Annotated in this window: 16 protein-coding genes; 8 read left to right on the top strand and 8 right to left on the bottom strand. The window is 69.8% G+C overall.

Annotated features, from left to right (window positions below; translation table 11 throughout):
- Positions 1-5: 5 nt before the first annotated feature.
- Positions 6-1538: a DHA2 family efflux MFS transporter permease subunit gene (locus tag AC1Z3W_RS10700; protein ID WP_057930039.1), complete on the bottom strand. Its 1533-nt coding sequence runs from the start codon at positions 1536-1538 to the stop codon at positions 6-8.
- A gap of 133 nt (positions 1539-1671) precedes the next feature.
- On the opposite strand from AC1Z3W_RS10700, the gene AC1Z3W_RS10695 reads away from it, so the two are divergent.
- Positions 1672-2112, top strand: a complete 441-nt coding sequence (locus AC1Z3W_RS10695) for a MarR family winged helix-turn-helix transcriptional regulator (RefSeq protein WP_057930038.1) — start codon at positions 1672-1674, stop codon at positions 2110-2112.
- 16 nt (positions 2113-2128) lie between these two features.
- Here AC1Z3W_RS10695 and AC1Z3W_RS10690 read toward each other — a convergent pair whose 3' ends face one another.
- Positions 2129-2626, bottom strand: a complete 498-nt coding sequence (locus tag AC1Z3W_RS10690) for a DUF2938 domain-containing protein (protein ID WP_057930037.1) — start codon at positions 2624-2626, stop codon at positions 2129-2131.
- 140 nt (positions 2627-2766) lie between these two features.
- Here AC1Z3W_RS10690 and AC1Z3W_RS10685 point away from each other — a divergent pair, with 140 nt between their 5' ends.
- Positions 2767-3192 carry a helix-turn-helix domain-containing protein gene (locus AC1Z3W_RS10685; protein ID WP_057930036.1) on the top strand — a complete coding sequence of 142 codons (426 nt, stop codon included), beginning with the start codon at positions 2767-2769 and terminating at the stop codon, positions 3190-3192.
- A 70-nt stretch (positions 3193-3262) separates the two neighbouring features.
- On the opposite strand, the gene AC1Z3W_RS10680 is transcribed toward AC1Z3W_RS10685, so the two are convergent.
- On the bottom strand, positions 3263-4141 hold the full coding sequence (locus AC1Z3W_RS10680) for a helix-hairpin-helix domain-containing protein (protein WP_057930035.1): 879 nt from the start codon (positions 4139-4141) through the stop codon (positions 3263-3265).
- 184 nt (positions 4142-4325) lie between these two features.
- On the bottom strand, positions 4326-5882 hold the full coding sequence (locus AC1Z3W_RS10675; RefSeq protein ID WP_175827096.1) for a sigma-70 family RNA polymerase sigma factor: 1557 nt from the start codon (positions 5880-5882) through the stop codon (positions 4326-4328).
- A 308-nt stretch (positions 5883-6190) separates the two neighbouring features.
- Between AC1Z3W_RS10675 and AC1Z3W_RS10670 the strand changes: the two genes are divergently transcribed.
- Both AC1Z3W_RS10670 and AC1Z3W_RS10665 read left to right on the top strand, forming a co-directional pair.
- On the top strand, positions 6191-6625 hold the full coding sequence (locus AC1Z3W_RS10670; RefSeq protein WP_124834228.1) for a hypothetical protein: 435 nt from the start codon (positions 6191-6193) through the stop codon (positions 6623-6625).
- A 35-nt stretch (positions 6626-6660) separates the two neighbouring features.
- Positions 6661-7479: an SH3 domain-containing protein gene (locus tag AC1Z3W_RS10665; RefSeq protein ID WP_175827094.1), complete on the top strand. Its 819-nt coding sequence runs from the start codon at positions 6661-6663 to the stop codon at positions 7477-7479.
- Between the two features lie 98 nt (positions 7480-7577).
- Here the strand turns inward: AC1Z3W_RS10665 and ilvD are convergent, their stop codons facing one another.
- From ilvD to AC1Z3W_RS10645, 4 genes are all read right to left on the bottom strand, one after another.
- The gene (ilvD, locus tag AC1Z3W_RS10660) at positions 7578-9437 is read right to left on the bottom strand and encodes a dihydroxy-acid dehydratase (RefSeq protein ID WP_057928321.1); all 1860 of its coding nucleotides are present in this window, start codon (positions 9435-9437) and stop codon (positions 7578-7580) included.
- 270 nt (positions 9438-9707) lie between these two features.
- Positions 9708-10730 carry an Ldh family oxidoreductase gene (locus AC1Z3W_RS10655; protein ID WP_175827093.1) on the bottom strand — a complete coding sequence of 341 codons (1023 nt, stop codon included), beginning with the start codon at positions 10728-10730 and terminating at the stop codon, positions 9708-9710.
- Complete coding sequence (locus AC1Z3W_RS10650; RefSeq protein ID WP_124834225.1) at positions 10723-12315, bottom strand: aldehyde dehydrogenase (NADP(+)); 1593 nt, start codon at positions 12313-12315, stop codon at positions 10723-10725. The genes AC1Z3W_RS10655 and AC1Z3W_RS10650 overlap by 8 nt, the downstream gene beginning before the upstream one ends.
- 71 nt (positions 12316-12386) lie before the next feature.
- Positions 12387-14012, bottom strand: a complete 1626-nt coding sequence (locus AC1Z3W_RS10645) for an APC family permease (RefSeq protein WP_483507560.1) — start codon at positions 14010-14012, stop codon at positions 12387-12389.
- Between the two features lie 612 nt (positions 14013-14624).
- On the opposite strand from AC1Z3W_RS10645, the gene AC1Z3W_RS10640 reads away from it, so the two are divergent.
- The 4 genes from AC1Z3W_RS10640 (at position 14625) to AC1Z3W_RS10625 (ending at position 18280) form a co-directional block, all read left to right on the top strand.
- Positions 14625-15557 (top strand): 4-hydroxyproline epimerase, encoded by a 933-nt coding sequence (locus AC1Z3W_RS10640; RefSeq protein ID WP_124834238.1) that lies wholly within the window; start codon positions 14625-14627, stop codon positions 15555-15557.
- Entirely contained in the window at positions 15554-16681 is a 1128-nt protein-coding gene (locus AC1Z3W_RS10635; RefSeq protein ID WP_057928315.1) for an NAD(P)/FAD-dependent oxidoreductase, read from the top strand. Before AC1Z3W_RS10640 ends, AC1Z3W_RS10635 begins: the two co-directional genes overlap by 4 nt.
- Positions 16682-16781: 100 nt before the next feature.
- Positions 16782-17015, top strand: coding sequence for a 2Fe-2S iron-sulfur cluster-binding protein (locus AC1Z3W_RS10630; protein ID WP_011658575.1), 234 nt, complete (start codon positions 16782-16784; stop codon positions 17013-17015).
- Entirely contained in the window at positions 17012-18280 is a 1269-nt protein-coding gene (locus tag AC1Z3W_RS10625) for an NAD(P)/FAD-dependent oxidoreductase (protein ID WP_057928314.1), read from the top strand. Before AC1Z3W_RS10630 ends, AC1Z3W_RS10625 begins: the two co-directional genes overlap by 4 nt.
- The last annotated feature ends 16 nt before the right edge of the window (positions 18281-18296 follow it).

Below are 18296 nucleotides of genomic sequence, written 5' to 3'. Positions count from 1 at the left end.
CATCGTCAATCCATCGCCGCGTGCGCGACGTCGACGCTCGCCGTTTTCTGCGGCGGGCGGATCAGCAGCAACAGCGGGATCATCAGCAGCGTCGCGACGAACATCAGCTTGAAGTCGTTCAGGTACGCGATCATCGCGGCCTGCTGGTTGATCGTGCGGTCGAGCAGCGCGATGTCGAGGTGGCTGCCGGCCAGCGCCTGCACGGCCGGGTCGAACGGCGTGATGTGGGTCGCGAGGTCGGCATGCGCGACCTGCGTGTTGCGGGTCATCAGCGTCTGCACGATCGAGATGCCGATACTGCTGCCGATGTTGCGCATCAGGCTGTAGGTGGCCGTGCCGTCCGCGCGCAGCTCGGGTGCGAGCGTCGAGAACGACAGCGCGCTCAGCGGCACGAACACGAGCCCCAGCCCGAAGCCCTGGATCACCCCGGGCCACACGATGTCCGCCTCGGACAACACGATCGTGTACTGCATCATCTGCCATAGCGCGAGTGCGGAAATCGCCAGTCCGGCGAACAGCAGCGCCCGCGCGTCCACGTATTTCAACAATCGTCCGACGAATAGCATCGCGATCATCGTGCCCGCACCGCTCGGCGCGGTGACGAGGCCCGTCGTCGCGACGGGATAGCCCATCAGGTTCTGCAGCATCGGCGGCAACAGCGCGCGCGTCGCGTACAGCACCGCGCCGACGACGAAGATGAACAGCGTGCCGGTCGCGAAGTTCGGATCGCGCAGCAGCTCCGACTTGAAGAACGACGCCTTGCCGACGGTCGCCGTGTGCACGAGGAAGAAGGCGAAGCTGAGGGCCGCGACCAGCGCCTCGATGCGGATTTCGTACGAGCCGAACCAGTCGAGCTGTTCGCCGCGATCGAGCATTGCCTGGAACGCGCCGATCGCGAGCGCGAGCGTCGCGAAGCCGAACGCGTCGAATTTCACGTGCGGGCGCGGCGCGCGCGCGGGCAGGAAGGTCAGCACGCCGGCCAGCGCGAACGCGCCGATCGGCACGTTGATGAAGAACACCCAGCGCCAGTTGTAGCTGTCGGTGAGCCAGCCGCCGAGTGTCGGGCCGAGGATCGGGCCGACCATCACGCCCATCCCCCAGATCGCCATCGCCTGGCCCTGCTTCTCGCGCGGATTGATGTCGAGCAGGATCGATTGCGACAGCGGCACCAGCGCGGCGCCGAACACGCCCTGCAGCAGCCGCGCGCCGACGATCTGCACGAGCGACTCGGACAGCCCGCACAGCGCGGACGCGATCGTGAAGCCCGCGATCGAGATCGTCAGCAGCCGCTTCATGCTCAGGCGGTCGGACAGCCAGCCGGTCAGTGGCGTCGCGATCGCCGCGGCGACGATGTAGGAGGTCAGCACCCAGGTGATCTCGTCCTGCGACGCGGACAGCGTGCCCTGCATGTGCGGCAGCGCGACGTTCGCGATCGTGCTGTCGAGCGTCTGGATCAGCGTCGCGAGCATGATCGACAGGGTCAGCATCGGCCGATTGAGGGTGGGCGGCGAGGCGGGGGTGTCGGCGGCGGGGTTCAAGCGGGCGTCTCCGTGCGGCGGTCGCCGTGGGGGCGATCCGGTATGGCTCGAATTATAAGCACGCTCATTATATCCGTGCTCATCGCCTGACTCGAGCCGCGGGACATTCGCGGCCTGCCCCTATAATCGCCGCATGGACAAGACTTACGAGAACCGGATCGGCTACCTGATCACCGATGTGGCCCGCCTGCAGGGACGCTTGTTCGACCGGCGCGCGAAGCGCATCGGACTGACGCGCGCGCAAAGCCGCGTGCTCGCGTACCTGACGTGGAAGGGCGAGATGAATCAGGCGCGGCTCGCGGAATGGCTCGAGATCACGCCGATCTCGCTGACGCGGCTGCTCGACCGGATGGAAAGCTGCGGGTGGATCGAACGGGTCGCGAACGACGACGATCGCCGCGCGTTCGTGATCCGGCTGACCGACAAGTCGCGCGACATCTTTCCGCAGATGCTGGAAGTGGGCGACACCGTCACCGACGACGGGCTGCGCGGCTTCACGCGCGACGAGCGCGACACGCTCGTGCGCCTGCTCGGGCGCGTGCGCCACAACCTGATCGACAGCGGCGGCGAATGACCGCGGTGCGCGGCGCTCAATAGCGCAGCGCCGCCAGCCCGAACGCCGCCAGATAGAGCCCCGCCCCGAACACCAGATGCGTGACGATGCTGCGCCGGCGCGCGACGCCCGGCTGCGGCGTGCGCGATGCGGCGACGCCGAACCCGAACGCCGGCTGCATCACGAAGAACGGCGCGGCGACGCTCGCAAAGCCCGCGACGAGCGCGGGCACGAGCGTCGGCGCACCGACCCATTCCGTGCCTGCGATCGCGACGGGCAGCGCCGCGAACGCGATGCCGATCGCGTAATGCGCGATCCAGCCGAACGCTCGTTCGCCCGGCACGGGCGGCGCGGCGACGATCGACGCATGCCGGAACCGGCCGCGCATCATGTGGCCGAGCCAGCGGCCGACCAGCGCGTAGTCGAGCGACGGAATCCCGAATGCCTTGCGCCGCAGCAGCGCCCACAGGTCCATCACGAGCGTCGCACCCGCGCCGATCAGCAGGATGCGCGGCAGGAAGTCGGGTGAGGTCATCGCGCGCCCCCGCGTCGAACGGTTGCGGCGGCCGGGCGTGATGGGAGACGAGTCGGTTGCGGCGGGTTCATGGCGGTCCAGGCTTGTGTCGAAGGAGTCGAGCGGCTATCTTGCAACCTAAAGTTCACTTGAGGTCAAGCATGAGCCGTCTGGACATCGCCGATGTCGCGCGTCGCTCGGGATTGCCCGCGTCGACGCTGCGCTACTACGAGGAAAAGGGATTGATCGTGCCGAACGGCCGTCACGGGCTGCGGCGCCAGTACGACGAGTCGGTGCTGGAGCGCCTTGCGCTGATCGCGCTCGGGCGCGAGGCCGGTTTTTCGCTCGACGATATCCTCGCGATGTTCGGCGCGGACGGCCGGCCGGCGATCGATCGAGCGAAGCTCGACGACAAGGCCGATGAGCTTGACCGTACGATCCGCCGTCTCGGTGCGGTGCGCGATGCGCTGCGGCATGCGGCCGTGTGCCCGGCGCCGAGCCATCTCGAGTGTCCGTCGTTTCGCAAGCTGCTGCGTATCGCGGCGCATCGTCACCCGGCGCGTCGCGGGAAGACGGAAGGCGCATGAGCGGTTCGGCCTGTTGAAAGGTGGCGCCGAGCGTGCCCTGGGACGGGCGGTCGCCGATGCCCCGGGCGCCTCACCCCGCGTAATACACGCGGCACTCCATTTCGCGTCCACGCACGATGCGCTTGCCGACGAGCGAACCGAGCGTTTCGGTGACCACGGTCCGCTGGTGCTCGCATTGCAACGCATCGTAGAAGTAGAGCGCGACCCAGTCCGCGGTGCGGCCGGACTCGTGCGGGCGCGCGGGATACGGGCACAGCGCGGTGAAATGCCAGCCGCCTTTCGTCATGTGCATCACGGGCGGCGACACGCTGACGTCCGCGTTCAGGCGACGTGACACGAGCGTCGGCAGGATGCCGGCGGCGGCCTTGTTGCGGTACAGGCGGTCGATGTAAAGCAGCAGTTCGACAGGCGGTTCGGTGCCGGGGCCGGCATCGCGTGCGTGGCCTTGCCAGCGCCGGCGGCGGCTCAGCACGTCGTCGAGCGCCGCGCGGATGCCGGCTGCGCGACGCGGGCCGACGCCCGCGATCGCTTCGAGCTGGCCGCTGCGGGCCGCGCGTTCGAGATCCTCGAGCGTATCGATGTGCAACTGGTCGTGAATCCGCAGCGCGAGCGCATGACCGATACCCGGCACGGCTTCGAATGCGGACGCGCGTTCCGCGTCGCCGCGCAGCCGATCGAGCAGGCGCCAGCGCCCGGTCACCAGCAGTTCGGCGATTGCCTGCGCGACGCCCGTGCCGACCTCCGGCAGCGCGTCGAGGGCATCGACGCCACCGGCGTCGAACTGCATGCGGATACCGTCGTCGAGCGACTCGATTGTGTCGGCCGACGCGCGGTAGGCGGCAACCCGGTAAGGATTCGCACCCTGGTCGGCAAGCAACTGCGCGGCTTCGCGCAGGCAGGCCGCGATCTGCCGGTTTTCCTCGTGCGTCTGGCTGACGGTCGTCTGCATGGTGCGGGACCCGGGGAAGCGCAAACGGAATGGACAGGGCGCGCAACGCGCCGGTCCACCTTTCATTTCAGCACATTGTTACGGCAAGCGGCGAACAAAACTTGATGTGCGTCAATGGTAAGCGTTGCACATGCGGATCCGGGCCGCGCGGTCGTGCCGGAGCGCGGCACGACCGCGCGACCGGTTACGCGTCGAGGAACGACTGCGCGCCCTCGGCCTCGGCGGCCGTGCGCAGCGTGGCGAGCGCGCGCTTCTCGATCTGCCGTACGCGTTCGCGCGACATCCCCGCGTCCTGCGCGATCGCATCGTAGGTATCGGGTTCGGCACCACCGAGGCCGAACCGCCGGCGCAGCACGTCGGCCTCGGCCGGCGTGACCGACCGCAGCAGCGACGTCACGCATTCGCGCATGCGCGTGTCCGCCAGTCGCTCGAACGGGCTTGCCGATGCCTGGTCCTCGATCAGGTCGACGAGGCCGGCGTCCGCGTCGGGCAGCGGCGTGTCGAGCGACAGTGGCTCGGCCGGCAGCGCCAGCACCGCGCGCAGCTTGTCCTCGGCGAGCCCGGTCTCGGTCGCGAGCTCGGCCGGCGTCGCGCGGCGGCCCGTGCGCTGGCGGAAACGCAGGGCATGCCGCTGCACGCGCTGGTACTGGTCGCCGACGTGCACCGGCACGCGGATCGTGCGCGAGCGGTCGGCTACCGCGCGCGCGACCGCTTGCCGGATCCACCAGGTCGCGTAGGTCGAGAACTTGAAGCCGCGCCGGTATTCGAACTTCTCGATCGCGCGCATCAGGCCGAGGCAGCCGTCCTGCACGAGGTCGGGCAGGTCGACGCCGCGGTTCATGTACTTGCGCGCGATCGACAGCACGAGCCGCAGGTTCGCCTCCAGCATTGCGCGGGTGCCGTCGCGCACCTTCTGCTGGCCGTCGCTCAGTGCGGCGCCGAGCGCACGCCGCGCGACCGTGTCGAAACAGGCGGCATCGGTATCGGCGTCCGGGGTGGCGCCGACCGGCGCGGCGGCGAGTGCGCGCACGACGCCGCTCGCATCGTCGACGGCCGGTGCAACCCACGCGAGCGAACCGAGCAGTGCGGCGAGGCGGTTGCGCGCGTCGCGGTATTCGGACGAGCGGCAGCCATGCGCGCGCAATGCGCCGCGCACGTCCGCGACTGCAGCTTGCAGCGTGTCATAGCGCGCAGGCGCGGGTGTGTCGTCTTCGCGATCGTCGACGTCAGCACCTTCGTCGCCGGCCGTGCCGGTTGCGCCCGTTGCACCATGGCGCGCGAGCAGCGCATCGACCGCGGCCGGACAGCCGGCGAGCGCATGCAGGATCTGATGGCGGCCCGTTTCTATTTCGCGGGCGAGCACGATTTCGTCCTCGCGCTTGAGCAGCGGCACCGCATGGATGCGCCGCATATACAGCGCGAGCGGATCGGTCGAAGCACTCGTGCCGCGGGCGAGATCGCCGAGCAGCGCGCGGCCTTCGTCGAGCGCGTCGCGATCGACGTCGACCGGTGCCGCACCCGCGAACGGCGCCGGCGCGGCCGGCTCGTCGAGCACGGCAATGCCGATGTCCGCAAGCGCGGCGCGCACGACGTCCAGCGCGTCGGGGCTGTCGCTTTCCGGCGGCAGCGCGTCGACGAGGTCGGCGTGCGTCAGATAACCCTGTTCGCTGGCGAGCGCCAGCAGCTGGATGATCGGATCGAGGGGCGTGTCCGCCCGAAGCGTGGGGCGTGGCGTAGTCATGTCGATGGCGGCGTGAGCCGCGTTCCTGTCTGGGCGGGCCGAGGTCCGCGGGTTTCAGGCCGCCGGGGGCCGCGAACACCCGTCCGCGCCGGCCAGCCTGACTCGATATTCAAGTTGAGGGCATTTGCACCAACTTCAACGCCGGCGCGGCAGACGCGGGAGCACGCGGCATGCCCGCGCAGTCCGACCCTTCATTCGCCGCGGGGAAACAAAAAGTAACCGATCAAACCCGCAGAAATATGCAGGGGACGTAAGCTACAGTCAGGCGCGCGCCACGCGGCGACGCGCGGATTCCTGCGGAGCTTCACATGACCCCGATTCCCGCCGCAAGGCCATCCATCGTCGTGCTGGCCATGCTCGCGCTGAGCGGCTGCTATTACACGGGCCCTTACGGCTATGCACCGTATTACGCACCCGTGCCCGCCACGGTGTCGCAGCGCGAGATTCCGGTAGCGCCGGCAAACGCCGGACCGGTCGCGTCGACACCCGCGGCACCGACCGTGCCGCCGCCGGCGGACGACTACGCTTACGCGCCGGCTCCGGTCTATGCCGCGCCGGCCTATGTGCCTTACCCGGCCTACTATCCCGCGTACTACCCGGGCTGGTACGGGCCGCCCGTCACGATCGGCCTCGGCTTCTGGGGGCATTGGGGCGGCGGTTACCGGGGCGGGTACTGGCGCCGTCCGTGGGGCGGCGGCCACTGGGGTGGCGGACACTGGGGCGGCGGGGGCCATCGACACTGACCGACGCGCGGCGGCACCGCGCGGGAGAGAGCAACATGAGCAACACGATCATCCGAAGTCTGTGCGTCGCCCTGTTCGGCATCGCCGCGGTGCCGGGCATCGCCGACGCGCAAAGCAGCGCCTACACCAACTCGGGGGCCGAACTCTATGCGGGGCCGGCACCCGATTATCCCGTCGTCGCGCAGGTTCCGCCCGGCACCGCGCTGGACGTGTTCGGCTGCCTGAGCGACTACTCGTGGTGCGACGTCGCGTTGCCGGGCGTGCGCGGCTGGATCGACGCGCAGCAGCTCGACTATCCGTACCAGGGCAATTACGTGCCGCTGCTGGAATATGGCGCGATCATCGGCGTGCCGGTGACCGGGTTCGCGATCGGCGCGTACTGGGACCGTTATTACCGGCATCGGCCGTGGTATCACGATCGAGACCGCTGGGAGCATCGTGCCGAGCCGCGCGTCGGCCCCGGCGGGAGGCCGCCCGCCTATGGGCACCCGCAGCCGGGCGAACCGATCCAGCGCGCACCGGGCGGTGCACTGCCGCCCGTGCAGCACGACACGCGGCCGTCGGCCACGCGCGGCGGCTGGAACGGCCCGAATCGCGTGCCGGCTCCGCAGGCGGCACCGGCGCCCGCGCCGATGCCGGGCGCGGGCGGCAATGCGCATCCGCCGGCGGCTGTCGCGCGTCCGGCACCCGCGCCTGCGCCCGGCGGCGGCGCGGTGACCCGAATGATGCCGCCGCAGGCGAATCCGGGCGGCGGCGGTTTCGGCGCCCGGCCGCAAGGTGGCGGAAACCATGAGGGAGGCCACGGTGGCGGTGGGGGCGGCAGCGACGGGCGCAGCGACGAGTTTCGTCGCTGAGCGCGCGACGGTTCGGCCTGCCATCGACGAAAAAAAACCGCTCCGGAGAGCGGCTTTTCGACCGGGCGGGCCGTTCGTGCGGCCCGCTGCCCGGGGCGTCAGTCGTCCAGCAGCGACAGGTCGCGCACGGCGCCCTTGTCGGCCGACATCACCAGTTTCGCGTAGGCCTTCAGTGCCGCCGACACCTTGCGCGGACGCGGTTGCGCCGGCTTCCAGCCCTTCGCGTTCTGCTCTTCGCGGCGACGCGCGAGTTCGTCGTCCGACACCAGCACGTCGATCGTGCGATTCGGGATGTCGATGCGGATCTTGTCGCCGTCGCGCACGAGGCCGATTGCGCCGCCTGCTGCCGCTTCCGGCGAGCAGTGACCGATCGACAGGCCCGACGTGCCGCCCGAGAAGCGGCCGTCCGTCAGCAGCGCGCAGGCCTTGCCGAGGCCCTTCGACTTGATGTAGCTCGTCGGGTACAGCATTTCCTGCATGCCGGGGCCGCCCTTGGGGCCTTCGTAGCGCACGATCACGATGTCGCCGGCCTTGACCTTGTCGTTCAGGATGTTCTCGACCGCTTCGTCCTGCGACTCGGTCACGTGGGCCGAGCCCTCGAACACGTGGATGCTTTCGTCGACGCCGGCCGTCTTCACCACGCAGCCGTCGAGCGCGATGTTGCCGGTCAGCACGGCGAGGCCGCCTTCCTTCGAGAACGCATGCTCGTACGAGCGGATGCAGCCTTCGGCACGGTCGAGATCGAGGCTCGGCCAGCGCGTGTCCTGGCTGAACGCGACCTGCGTCGGGATCCCGGCCGGGCCGGCCAGGTAGAACGTGCGGACTGCCGCGTCCTCGGTGCGGACGATGTCCCACTGGTCGAGCGCATCCTTCAGCGTCGGCGCGTGCACGGTCGGCACGTCGGTGTGCAGCTTGCCGGCGCGGTCGAGCTCGCCGAGGATCGCCATGATGCCGCCCGCGCGGTGCACGTCTTCGATGTGGTACTTGTTCGTGTTCGGCGCGACCTTGCACAGCTGCGGCACGATGCGCGACAGGCGATCGATGTCCTTCATCGTGAAGTCGATACCGGCTTCCTGCGCGATCGCCAGCAGGTGCAGGATCGTGTTGGTCGAACCGCCCATCGCGATGTCGAGCGTCATCGCGTTCTCGAACGCCTTGAAGCCGACCGAGCGCGGCAGCACGCGCATGTCGTCCTGCTCGTAGTGCTGGCGCGTCAGTTCGACGATGCGGCGGCCGGCGCGCTTGAACAACTGCTCGCGATCGGCGTGCGTGGCCACCACCGTGCCGTTGCCAGGCAGCGACAGGCCGAGCGCTTCGGTCAGGCAGTTCATCGAGTTCGCGGTGAACATGCCCGAGCACGAACCGCAGGTCGGGCAGGCCGAGCGTTCGACTTCGGCGACGTCGGCATCCGAATACGACTGGTCGGCCGCGATCACCATCGCGTCGACGAGGTCGAGCTTCTTCAGTTCGACGGTCTTGGTGACCGGGTTCGCGAGACGCGTCTTGCCGGCTTCCATCGGACCGCCCGACACGAAGATCACCGGAATGTTGAGGCGCATCGCGGCCATCAGCATCCCCGGCGTGATCTTGTCGCAGTTCGAGATGCACACCATCGCGTCCGCGCAGTGCGCGTTGACCATGTATTCGACCGAGTCGGCGATGATGTCGCGGCTCGGCAGCGAATAGAGCATGCCGTCATGGCCCATCGCGATGCCGTCGTCGACCGCGATCGTGTTGAATTCCTTCGCGACGCCGCCGGCGGCTTCGATTTCGCGCGCGACGAGCTGGCCAAGATCCTTCAGGTGCACGTGCCCGGGCACGAACTGCGTGAACGAGTTGACGACCGCGATGATCGGCTTCGAGAAATCGTCGTCTTTCATGCCGGTGGCGCGCCACAGCGAGCGTGCACCTGCCATGTTGCGGCCGGCGGTGGAGGTTTTGGAACGGTATGTGGGCATTGTGATGGCTGAAGAAATATCGCGAAAAAGGGTGGAGGCACGGGAATAAAGGCCTCTCTCGCGCCCGTGCGAACAACCTCTTGAGCTGCGCCCTGGGCAAACTCAGCGATTATCCCACAGCCGCCGGGCGTGCGGCGCCCGCGGGAGCGGGCGCCGCGGACGGTGCGCCGGGCGGCGTCCGCGCACGCGAGCGCAGGACCTCGGCGGCGGAACGGGCGACGGCGCCATCGCCGTTCTGCCGGCGACGAAGCCGCGCCCCGCGATCGCGCGTCAGTCGAGCAGCGTCAGGATTTCGTCGTACAGCGCCTTCGGAATCCGCACGCCGTGCGCGAGGCTGCGCGCGCGGGCGTCGAAGCGCCGCTGCGATGGCAGCCGCGCGCCTTGCCCGGTGATCGACGCGAACATCCGCTCGCCGCGCGCGAGGCCCGCGTCGAGCCCGTCGCCGAGGAACACCTTCGGGTCGAACGCGACCACGAGCTCGCCATGGCACGGCGTCGCGCCGACGCCTTCGTCGAAGTCCATCGACTCCTGGCTCGTCATGTCGCCGATCAGCGCACCGCCGAGCAGCTCGACCATCGCCGCGAGCGCCGAGCCCTTGTGGCCGCCGAAGGTGCGCATCGCGCCCTGCAGCGCGGCCTTCGGATCGGTGGTCGGCTGGCCGTCGGCATCGATCGCCCAGTACGGCGGGATCGTCTTGCCCTGTTTCGCGTGCAGCTCGATGTCGCCGCGCGCGATCGCGCTGGTCGCGAAGTCGAACACGAACGGCACGCCGTCCGGGCGCGGCCACGCGAACGCGATCGGGTTGGTGCCGAACACCGGTTCGCGGCCGCCTTCCGGCGCGACCCAGCTGTGGCTCGGGTTCATCGCGATGCCGGCCAGCCCCTCGGCGGCGATCGCCTCGACTTCGGGCCACAGCGCCGAGAAGTGGTAGCAGTGGTTGATCGCCATCGCGGCGATCCCGTGCTGCTTCGCCATCTCGACGAGCACCGGCAGGCCGGTTTCGAAGCTCAGCAGCGAGAAGCCGCGATGCGCGTCGACTGCGACGATCGACGACGACAGCCGGCGCAGCGTCGGCACGGCCTGCGGATCGACCTTGCCCTTCTTCAGCGAGCGCACGCATACGAGCAGCCGGTACACGCCGTGCGAGTGGCACTCGTCGCGCTGGCCCTGCGTGATCACGTTGGCGATCGCCCGCGCGTGCGCGTCGGACATCCCGTTGTGCGTCAGCACTCGCAGCGCGAGCGCGTGCACGTCATCGAGCGACAGGACGACTTCGGCGAGCGGCTCAGACATCGCGCGCTTCCCGCGGCGCGGGCACGCCGTCGATGCGTTGCGGCACGTTCAGCGGGTTGCCGTCGCGGATTGCGTCGGGCAGCAGCGCGTCCGGCACGTCCTGGTACGACACGGGGCGCAGGAAACGTTCGATCGCGCGTGCGCCGACCGACGTCGTGCGCGTGTCGGACGTGGCCGGGAACGGGCCGCCGTGCACCATCGCATGGCCGACCTCGACACCGGTGCCGAAGCCGTTGACGAGAATGCGGCCGGCCTTGCGCTCCAGCGTCGGGCGCAGCGCGGCGAACAGCGCGGCGTCGCCGTCGGCGAGATGCGCGGCGATCGTCAGCTGGCCTTCGAGCGACTGCAGCACGCGATGCAGCGTGCCGCCATCCGGGCAGCGCACGATCAGCGACGCAGGGCCGAACACCTCGTCACGCAGTTCGGGGCGGGCGATGAACGCATCCGCCGACGTCGCGAACAGCGCTGCGCGCGCCTGGTAGCGGCCACCTTCCGCGCCTTCCGCCAGCAGCTCGACCGCGTCGTGCGTGCGCAGGGCGGCCACGCCTTGCGCATAGCTCGCGTGGATGTGCGGCGTCAGCATCGTCTGCGCGGCAGTCGCTTGCACTGCGGTGGCCGCCGCGGCTTCGAACGCGCGCAGCGCGGGGCCGTCGACCGCGAGCACGAGGCCCGGGTTCGTGCAGAACTGGCCGGCGCCGAGCGCGAGCGATGCGACGAACTGCGGCGCGATCGCGTCGTGGCGCGCGTCGAGCGCGGCCGGGAACAGCAGCACCGGGTTGATCGAGCTCATTTCCGCGTAGACCGGAATCGGCTCGTGGCGTGCGGCCGCGATGTTCATCAGCGCGACGCCGCCGCGGCGCGAGCCGGTGAAGCCGACGGCCTTGATGCGCGGATCGGCGACGAGCGCCTGGCCGATCTCGCGCGACGCGTCGAACAGCAGCGAGAACACGCCGGCCGGCAGCCCGCATTCGCGCACGGCCTGCTGGATCGCGCGGCCGACGAGCTCGGACGTGCCCGGATGCGCGGAGTGCGCCTTGACGATCACCGGGCAGCCGGCGGCGAGTGCCGAAGCGGTATCGCCGCCCGCGACCGAGAACGCGAGCGGAAAGTTCGACGCGCCGAACACGGCGACCGGCCCGATCGCGAGGTTGCGCAGGCGCAGGTCGACGCGCGGCAGCGGCTTGCGCTCCGGACGGGCCGGGTCGATGCGCGCATCGACGTAACCGCCGTCGCGCACGAGCGACGCGAACAGCGCGAGCTGGCCGACCGTGCGGCCGCGTTCGCCTTCGATGCGCGCGCGCGGCAGGCCCGTTTCGGTGACGCAGCGCTCGATCAGGTCGTCGCCGAGCGCCATGATGTTGCGGCCGATCGCGTCGAGAAACGCGGCGCGTTGCTCGGGGCGCGTTTCGCGGTACGTGTCGAACGCGTCGTCGGCGAGCGCGCAGGCCGTCTCCAGGTCGTGAAGGCTCGCGCCGCCGAACGCGGGTTCGAGCGGTTCGCCGGTTGCGGCGGCGATCGCGTGGAGGGTGCCGTTCTGTCCGGCGATGGCCGACTGGCCGATCAGGAGCTGACCTGTGAGTTGCATGGTTCTTCCTCGGAAAATGCGGGGCCGGGCGTGGTGCGCCCGGCCGGTGTGGAAAGGGGAAAACGGGTGCGTCAGTCTTCGTCGTCTTCGAGCTGCAGCTTGTCGGAACGGATGCCGGTGTTGGCACCCCAGTAGAAGATCACGAGCGCCACGGCCGCGACGACGACCGTGTCGTACGGATGCGCGAGCTGGCCCGTGCCGCCGAAGCCGCCGAAGTACGACAGCACGATCATGGCCGCGTAGAACGCGATCAGCCACGCGGACGAACGGACCTGCTCGGCGAGGCTCAGGTGCGCGGTCGGCACCCAGCGGCGGCACGCCAGATAGATCACGAACATCACGATCTGCAGGCCGAGCAGCCAGGACACGGTGCCCCAGCCCGACCAGTAGACGATCAGCGCGGCGATCACGAACGACGCGGGGCCGGTGATGCCGAACGCCACCGCGCGAAACGGCCGCGGCAGGTCGGGCGCGGTGCGGCGCAGCGCGGCGACCGACACGGGGGCGACCGCGTAGCTCAGCACGAGCGCGGCGGACACGATGTTGATCAGCGCTTCCCACGACGGGAACGGCATCGTCCAGAAGATCGCGAGGCCGAACGTGAGCCACAGGCCCGCGCGCGGGATGCCCGATGCTTCGTCGACGCGCGTGAACACCTTGAAGAACGTGCCGGTCTTCGCCCAGCCGTAGACGACGCGCGGCGTCGCGTTCATGTAGATGTTGCCGCAGCCGCTCGGCGAGATCATCGCGTCGGCGACGACCATCACCGCGAGCCAACCTACGCCGAGCGCGAGCGCGATGTCGCGGTACGGCAGGGAGAAGGCGCGGCTGACGTCATGCCAGCCGGCGGCGAGCATGTCGGTCGGGATGCTGCCGATGAACGCGAGCTGCAGCAGCACGTAGATCAGCGTGGACAGCAGGATCGACAGGATCAGCGCGATCGGGATCGTGCGCTGCGGATTACGCACTTCGCTCGCGACCGACACGATCGGCGTGAGGCCAAGATACGCGAAGATGATGCCGCCGGCCGACACGGCCATCTCGATGCCCGGCATGCCGAACGGCGCGAAGCCGTGCACGGTCAGGTTGGCCGGCTTGAAGAACGTGAACAGCACCGCGATCACCGACAGCGGCACGATGAACTTGAAGACGCTGATGACGTTGTTCGCCTTTGCGAAAGTCTTCACGCTCGAATAGTTCAGGTAAAAGAAGAAGCACAGCAGCGCCGCCTGCACGAGCCAGCCGAGCGTGGTCGGGTCGCTCGAGCCTGCCTTGGTCAGGCCGGGGAACCACGCGGCCGCGTACTGGCGCGCGGCGACCACTTCGATCGCGATCAGGCTCGAGAACGCGATCAGCGTGATGAAGCCCATCAGGTAGCCGAGCAGCGGGCCGTGCGAGAACACCGGGTAGCGGACCACGCCGCCCGCGCGCGGCAGCGCGGCGCCGAGTTCGCAATAGACGATGCCGAGCAGCAGCACCGAGAAGCCGCCGAGCAGCCACGAGAAGATGCCGGCCGGGCCGGCGATCGTCGAGACGTGACTCGCGGCGAATAGCCACCCCGAACCGAAGATCGCCCCGAGACCGATGAACGTCAGGTCGGTCAGCGACAGCTGCTTCTTGAACTTGCCGTGACCGCCGTCGGCGGGCACGGAACGGGAAAGCGGGACGGACGGGTGTGTGTTGCCTTGGCCTGGCATGGGTTTGTCTCCTGGGAAATATCGGGGCAGGTGCGGCGTGCGCCGCGCTCCGACGGAGCAGCGGCGCACACCTGCCGGCCGGCGCGCGACCGGTTCGAACGGCCGGGGCGGGCCGGGGACCGTTCATGCGCGGCGCGGGCTGGCGTTGCGGCGAACGGGCCCGTGCGGGCCATGCCGGACCGGAAGTGGCGATGCGACGGGGGAAGCCGTTGCACCGCCGGGGGAAAATCGGTCAGCGGTTCGCCCGGTTCTATCCGGCGCGGTGCGCGGCGTCGAAGGTGATGGAAGCGATGGAAGCGCCCGGCACGAACCGGTTGCTGAGGGCGGGGAACACTCCGGCCCGCGGGATGGCGTTTCGGCTCACTGCAATCTCCTGCTACGTATCGGCCGACGACAGGCGCGTCGACGTGCAACCAGTATCGCCGTGCAAACACCCATCACGCTTGAGTCGTATCGCGGAGCAGAATGACGAAATCGGCACAGTAGCCGGAAGGGGTGCGAAGGGCGTTCCGCACTATGCCGATTTCGTCGCCGTCCTCATCGAAAAGCCACAAGCGGACGGACGCACGACGGAGGAAGCTATGCTCCTTTCCCCACTTCGGACGGCTCATGATGAAGCGCATCCAGATCATCGATTCGCACACGGGCGGCGAACCCACGCGGCTCGTCGTGTCCGGTTTCCCCTCGCTAGGCAACGGCACGATGGCCGAGCGCCGCGACGTGCTCGCGCGCGAGCACGATCGCTATCGCACCGCGTGCATTCTCGAGCCGCGCGGCAGCGATGTGCTGGTCGGCGCGCTGCTGTGCGAACCCGTGTCGCCGGAGGCGGCGGCCGGCGTGATCTTCTTCAACAACAGCGGTTATCTCGGGATGTGCGGGCACGGCACGATCGGCGTCGTGCGCACGCTGCATCACATGGGCCGCATCGAGCCGGGCGTGCACAGGATCGAAACGCCGGTCGGCACCGTCGAGGCGACGCTGCACGACGACCTGTCGGTCAGCGTGCGCAACGTGCTCGCGTACCGCCATGCGAAGGCCGTCGCCGTCGACGTGCCGGGTTACGGCCCGGTGAAGGGCGACATCGCGTGGGGCGGCAACTGGTTTTTCCTGATCAGCGATCACGGCCAGCGCGTGGCCGGCGACAACGTCGCCGCGCTGACCGCCTATTCGTCCGCTGTGCGCGCAGGGCTCGAGCACGCGGGCATCACCGGTGCGAACGGCGGCGAGATCGACCATATCGAACTGTTCGCGGACGATCCCGAGCACGACAGCCGCAGCTTCGTGCTGTGCCCGGGGCATGCGTACGACCGATCGCCGTGCGGCACCGGCACGAGCGCGAAGCTCGCGTGCCTCGCGGCTGACGGCAAGCTCGAACCGGGTGTCGTGTGGCGGCAGGCGAGCGTGATCGGCAGCGTGTTCCAGGCGAGCTATGCGCAGGCCGACGGCGGCATCGTGCCGACGATTCGCGGCAGCGCGCACCTGAGCGCGGAAGCCACGCTGTTGATCGAGGAAGACGATCCGTTCGGCTGGGGCATCGTGTCGTGAGCGAGACCCGGACCGACGTCGTCGTGATCGGCGCCGGCATCGTCGGCGCCGCATGCGCGCATGAACTCGCGCAGCGCGGGCTGCGCGTGCTCGTCGTCGACGACGCGAGCGGCGGCGCGACCGGCGCCGGCATGGGGCACCTCGTCGCGATGGACGACAACGCGGCCGAGCTCGCGCTGAGCCATTACTCGATCGAGCTGTGGCGCGTGCTCGCCGGCGAGATGCCGGAAGGTTGTGCGTACCGCAACTGCGGCACGCTGTGGCTCGCGGCCGATTCCAACGAGATGGATCTCGCGCGCACCAAGCAGGCGACGCTCGCCGCGCACGGCGTGGCGGGCGAGCTGATCGACGCGGCGACGCTCGCGCGGCTGGAGCCGATGCTGCGTGCGGGGCTCGGCGGCGCGCTGAAGATCCCCGGCGATGCGATTCTCTATGCGCCCGTCGCCGCGAGCTGGCTGTTGCAGCGCGCATCGGGCATCACGTTGCGGCGCGATCGCGCGGTGGCGGTCGACGGCCCGAGCGTGACGCTCGCGAGCGGCGACACGCTGCGCGCGGAACGCGTCGTCGTCGCGAACGGCGTCGCCGCGCGCACGCTGTTGCCCGAATTGCCGCTGCGCCCGAAGAAGGGTCATCTGCTGATCACCGACCGCTATCCGGGCCAGGTGTCGCACCAGCTCGTCGAGCTCGGCTATGCGGCGAGCGCGCACGCGAGCGACGGCACGTCGGTCGCGTTCAACGTGCAGCCGCGGCCGACCGGCCAGTTGCTGATCGGCTCGTCGCGCCAGTTCGACACCGAGGACGCGCGCATCGAGCCGCCCGTGCTCGCGCGCATGCTGCGCCGCGCGGTCGGCTACCTGCCGGAGCTGGCGGACCTGAACGGGATTCGCGCATGGACGGGCTTCCGTTCGGCGAGCCCTGACGGCCTGCCGCTGCTCGGCGAGCATCCGGCGCGGCCAGGCGTGTGGCTCGCGGTCGGGCACGAAGGGCTCGGCGTGACGACCGCGCCGGGCAGTGCGCGGCTCATCGCCGCGTTGATGACGGGCGAACGGCCGCCCATCGACATCGAACCGTATTTGCCGGGACGTTTCCTGACGACGTCCCCTGTAGCCGGAGCGCTGACATGAAACGACCCCCACGCTCGCTTCGTTCGCTTGGGGGGACGCAGTCCCCCCATCCCTCGAAGGCCGATTCCCGAACGTGCAGGGCGGCCCGGCGGAGGCTGACATGATCATTCATCTGGACGGCCGCGCGCTGACGGTGGCCGACGGTGCGACCGTCGCGGCCGCCGTCGCGGCGAGCGGCGATGACACGACGCGCGTGTCGTGCACGGGTGCGGCGCGCGCGCCGTTTTGCGGTATGGGCATCTGCCAGGAGTGCAGGATGACGATCGACGGCCGCCGCCGTCTGGCTTGCCAGACGCTGTGCCGCGACGGGATGCGGGTGGAGCGGACGCGATGAAACAGGAACGACTGAGCGTCGACATCGCGATCGTCGGCGCGGGCCCGGCAGGGCTATCGGCCGCGCGGGCTGCCGCACGAAGCGGTGCAACGGTTGCGATCGTCGACGACAACCCGCGCGCGGGCGGGCAGATCTGGCGCCAGGCGGCTACCGCGATGCCAGTGCCTGCCGCGGCGGAACGCCTTGCCGTGCTGCGGCAGCCGAACGTCACGCATCTCGCGGCCACGCGCATCGTCGCCGAAACGCAGCCGGGCACATTGTTGCTGGAGGACGACGAGCGCGGATTCCTGCTCGAATTCCGCACGCTGATTCTGTGCTGCGGCGCGCGCGAGCTGCTGCTGCCGTTCCCGGGCTGGACGCTGCCCGGTGTGACCGGCGCGGGCGGCTTGCAGGCACTGATCAAGTACGGCCTCGACGTGCGCGAGCAGCGCACGGTGATCGCCGGCAGCGGCCCGCTGCTGCTCGCGAGCGCGGCGACGGCCCGGCAGGCCGGCGCGCAGGTGTCGCATGTGCTCGAACAGGCGGCGTGGAGCGACGTCGCCGGCTTCGGCGCGGAGCTGTGGCGCTGGCCGTCGAAGCTCGCGCAGGCGGCGAAGCTCGTCACGGCCGCCTACCGGCCCAATGCATACGTCGTCGAAGCGTTCGGCGACAAGCGGCTCGAACACGTGCGGATCCGGCAGGGCGAGCGCGAATTCGACGTCGACTGCGACCGGCTCGCGTGCGGCTTCGGCCTCGTGCCGAACACCGTGCTGCCGAGCCATCTCGGCTGCCGGATCGAGAACGGCGCGGTCGCGGTCGACGCGCGCCAACGTACGAGCCGCGACGGGTATTTCGCGGCGGGCGAGTGCACGGGTGTCGGCGGCAGCGAGCTGGCGATGGTCGAAGGCGAGATCGCCGGCTGCGCGGCCACCGGGCAGACGGCGCCGCTCGCCGCGCTGGTTGCGCGGCGAGCGCACTGGCAGGCGTTCGCGGACGCCGTGCGCGAGCGTTTCACGATCCGCGAGCCGATTCGCCGGCTCGCGCGGCCCGATACGCTGCTGTGCCGTTGCGAGGACGTGCGCTTCGACGCGGTCGCGCCGGCGCCGGGCTGGACGGCCGCGAAGCTGCAGACGCGCTGCGGGATGGGCGCATGCCAGGGCCGCGTGTGCGGCGCGGCCGCGCAGGCGCTGTTCGGCTGGACGCCGCCGGTGCCGCGCACGCCGCTCGTGCCTGCGCGGGTCGGCACGCTGATGCTGGACGACACGGCGTCCTGCGACGGCGCCTGACGCGCCACGGTGAAGC

The sequence above is a fragment of the Burkholderia sp. 10_S31 genome, from assembly GCF_056930375.1.
Note: the sequence above shows the minus strand (reverse complement) of the source record. Positions and strands in the feature narration are given on the sequence as shown.

Coding starts and splice junctions, on each gene's coding strand:
- AC1Z3W_RS10695 (WP_057930038.1), top strand. CDS start 1,672: ATGGACAAGACTTACGAGAACCGGATCGGCTACCTGATCACCGATGTG.
- AC1Z3W_RS10690 (WP_057930037.1), bottom strand. CDS start 2,626: ATGACCTCACCCGACTTCCTGCCGCGCATCCTGCTGATCGGCGCGGGT.
- AC1Z3W_RS10685 (WP_057930036.1), top strand. CDS start 2,767: ATGAGCCGTCTGGACATCGCCGATGTCGCGCGTCGCTCGGGATTGCCC.
- AC1Z3W_RS10680 (WP_057930035.1), bottom strand. CDS start 4,141: ATGCAGACGACCGTCAGCCAGACGCACGAGGAAAACCGGCAGATCGCG.
- AC1Z3W_RS10675 (WP_175827096.1), bottom strand. CDS start 5,882: ATGACTACGCCACGCCCCACGCTTCGGGCGGACACGCCCCTCGATCCG.
- AC1Z3W_RS10670 (WP_124834228.1), top strand. CDS start 6,191: ATGACCCCGATTCCCGCCGCAAGGCCATCCATCGTCGTGCTGGCCATG.
- AC1Z3W_RS10665 (WP_175827094.1), top strand. CDS start 6,661: ATGAGCAACACGATCATCCGAAGTCTGTGCGTCGCCCTGTTCGGCATC.
- ilvD (WP_057928321.1), bottom strand. CDS start 9,437: ATGCCCACATACCGTTCCAAAACCTCCACCGCCGGCCGCAACATGGCA.
- AC1Z3W_RS10655 (WP_175827093.1), bottom strand. CDS start 10,730: ATGTCTGAGCCGCTCGCCGAAGTCGTCCTGTCGCTCGATGACGTGCAC.
- AC1Z3W_RS10650 (WP_124834225.1), bottom strand. CDS start 12,315: ATGCAACTCACAGGTCAGCTCCTGATCGGCCAGTCGGCCATCGCCGGA.
- AC1Z3W_RS10645 (WP_483507560.1), bottom strand. CDS start 14,012: ATGCCAGGCCAAGGCAACACACACCCGTCCGTCCCGCTTTCCCGTTCC.
- AC1Z3W_RS10640 (WP_124834238.1), top strand. CDS start 14,625: ATGAAGCGCATCCAGATCATCGATTCGCACACGGGCGGCGAACCCACG.
- AC1Z3W_RS10630 (WP_011658575.1), top strand. CDS start 16,782: ATGATCATTCATCTGGACGGCCGCGCGCTGACGGTGGCCGACGGTGCG.
- AC1Z3W_RS10625 (WP_057928314.1), top strand. CDS start 17,012: ATGAAACAGGAACGACTGAGCGTCGACATCGCGATCGTCGGCGCGGGC.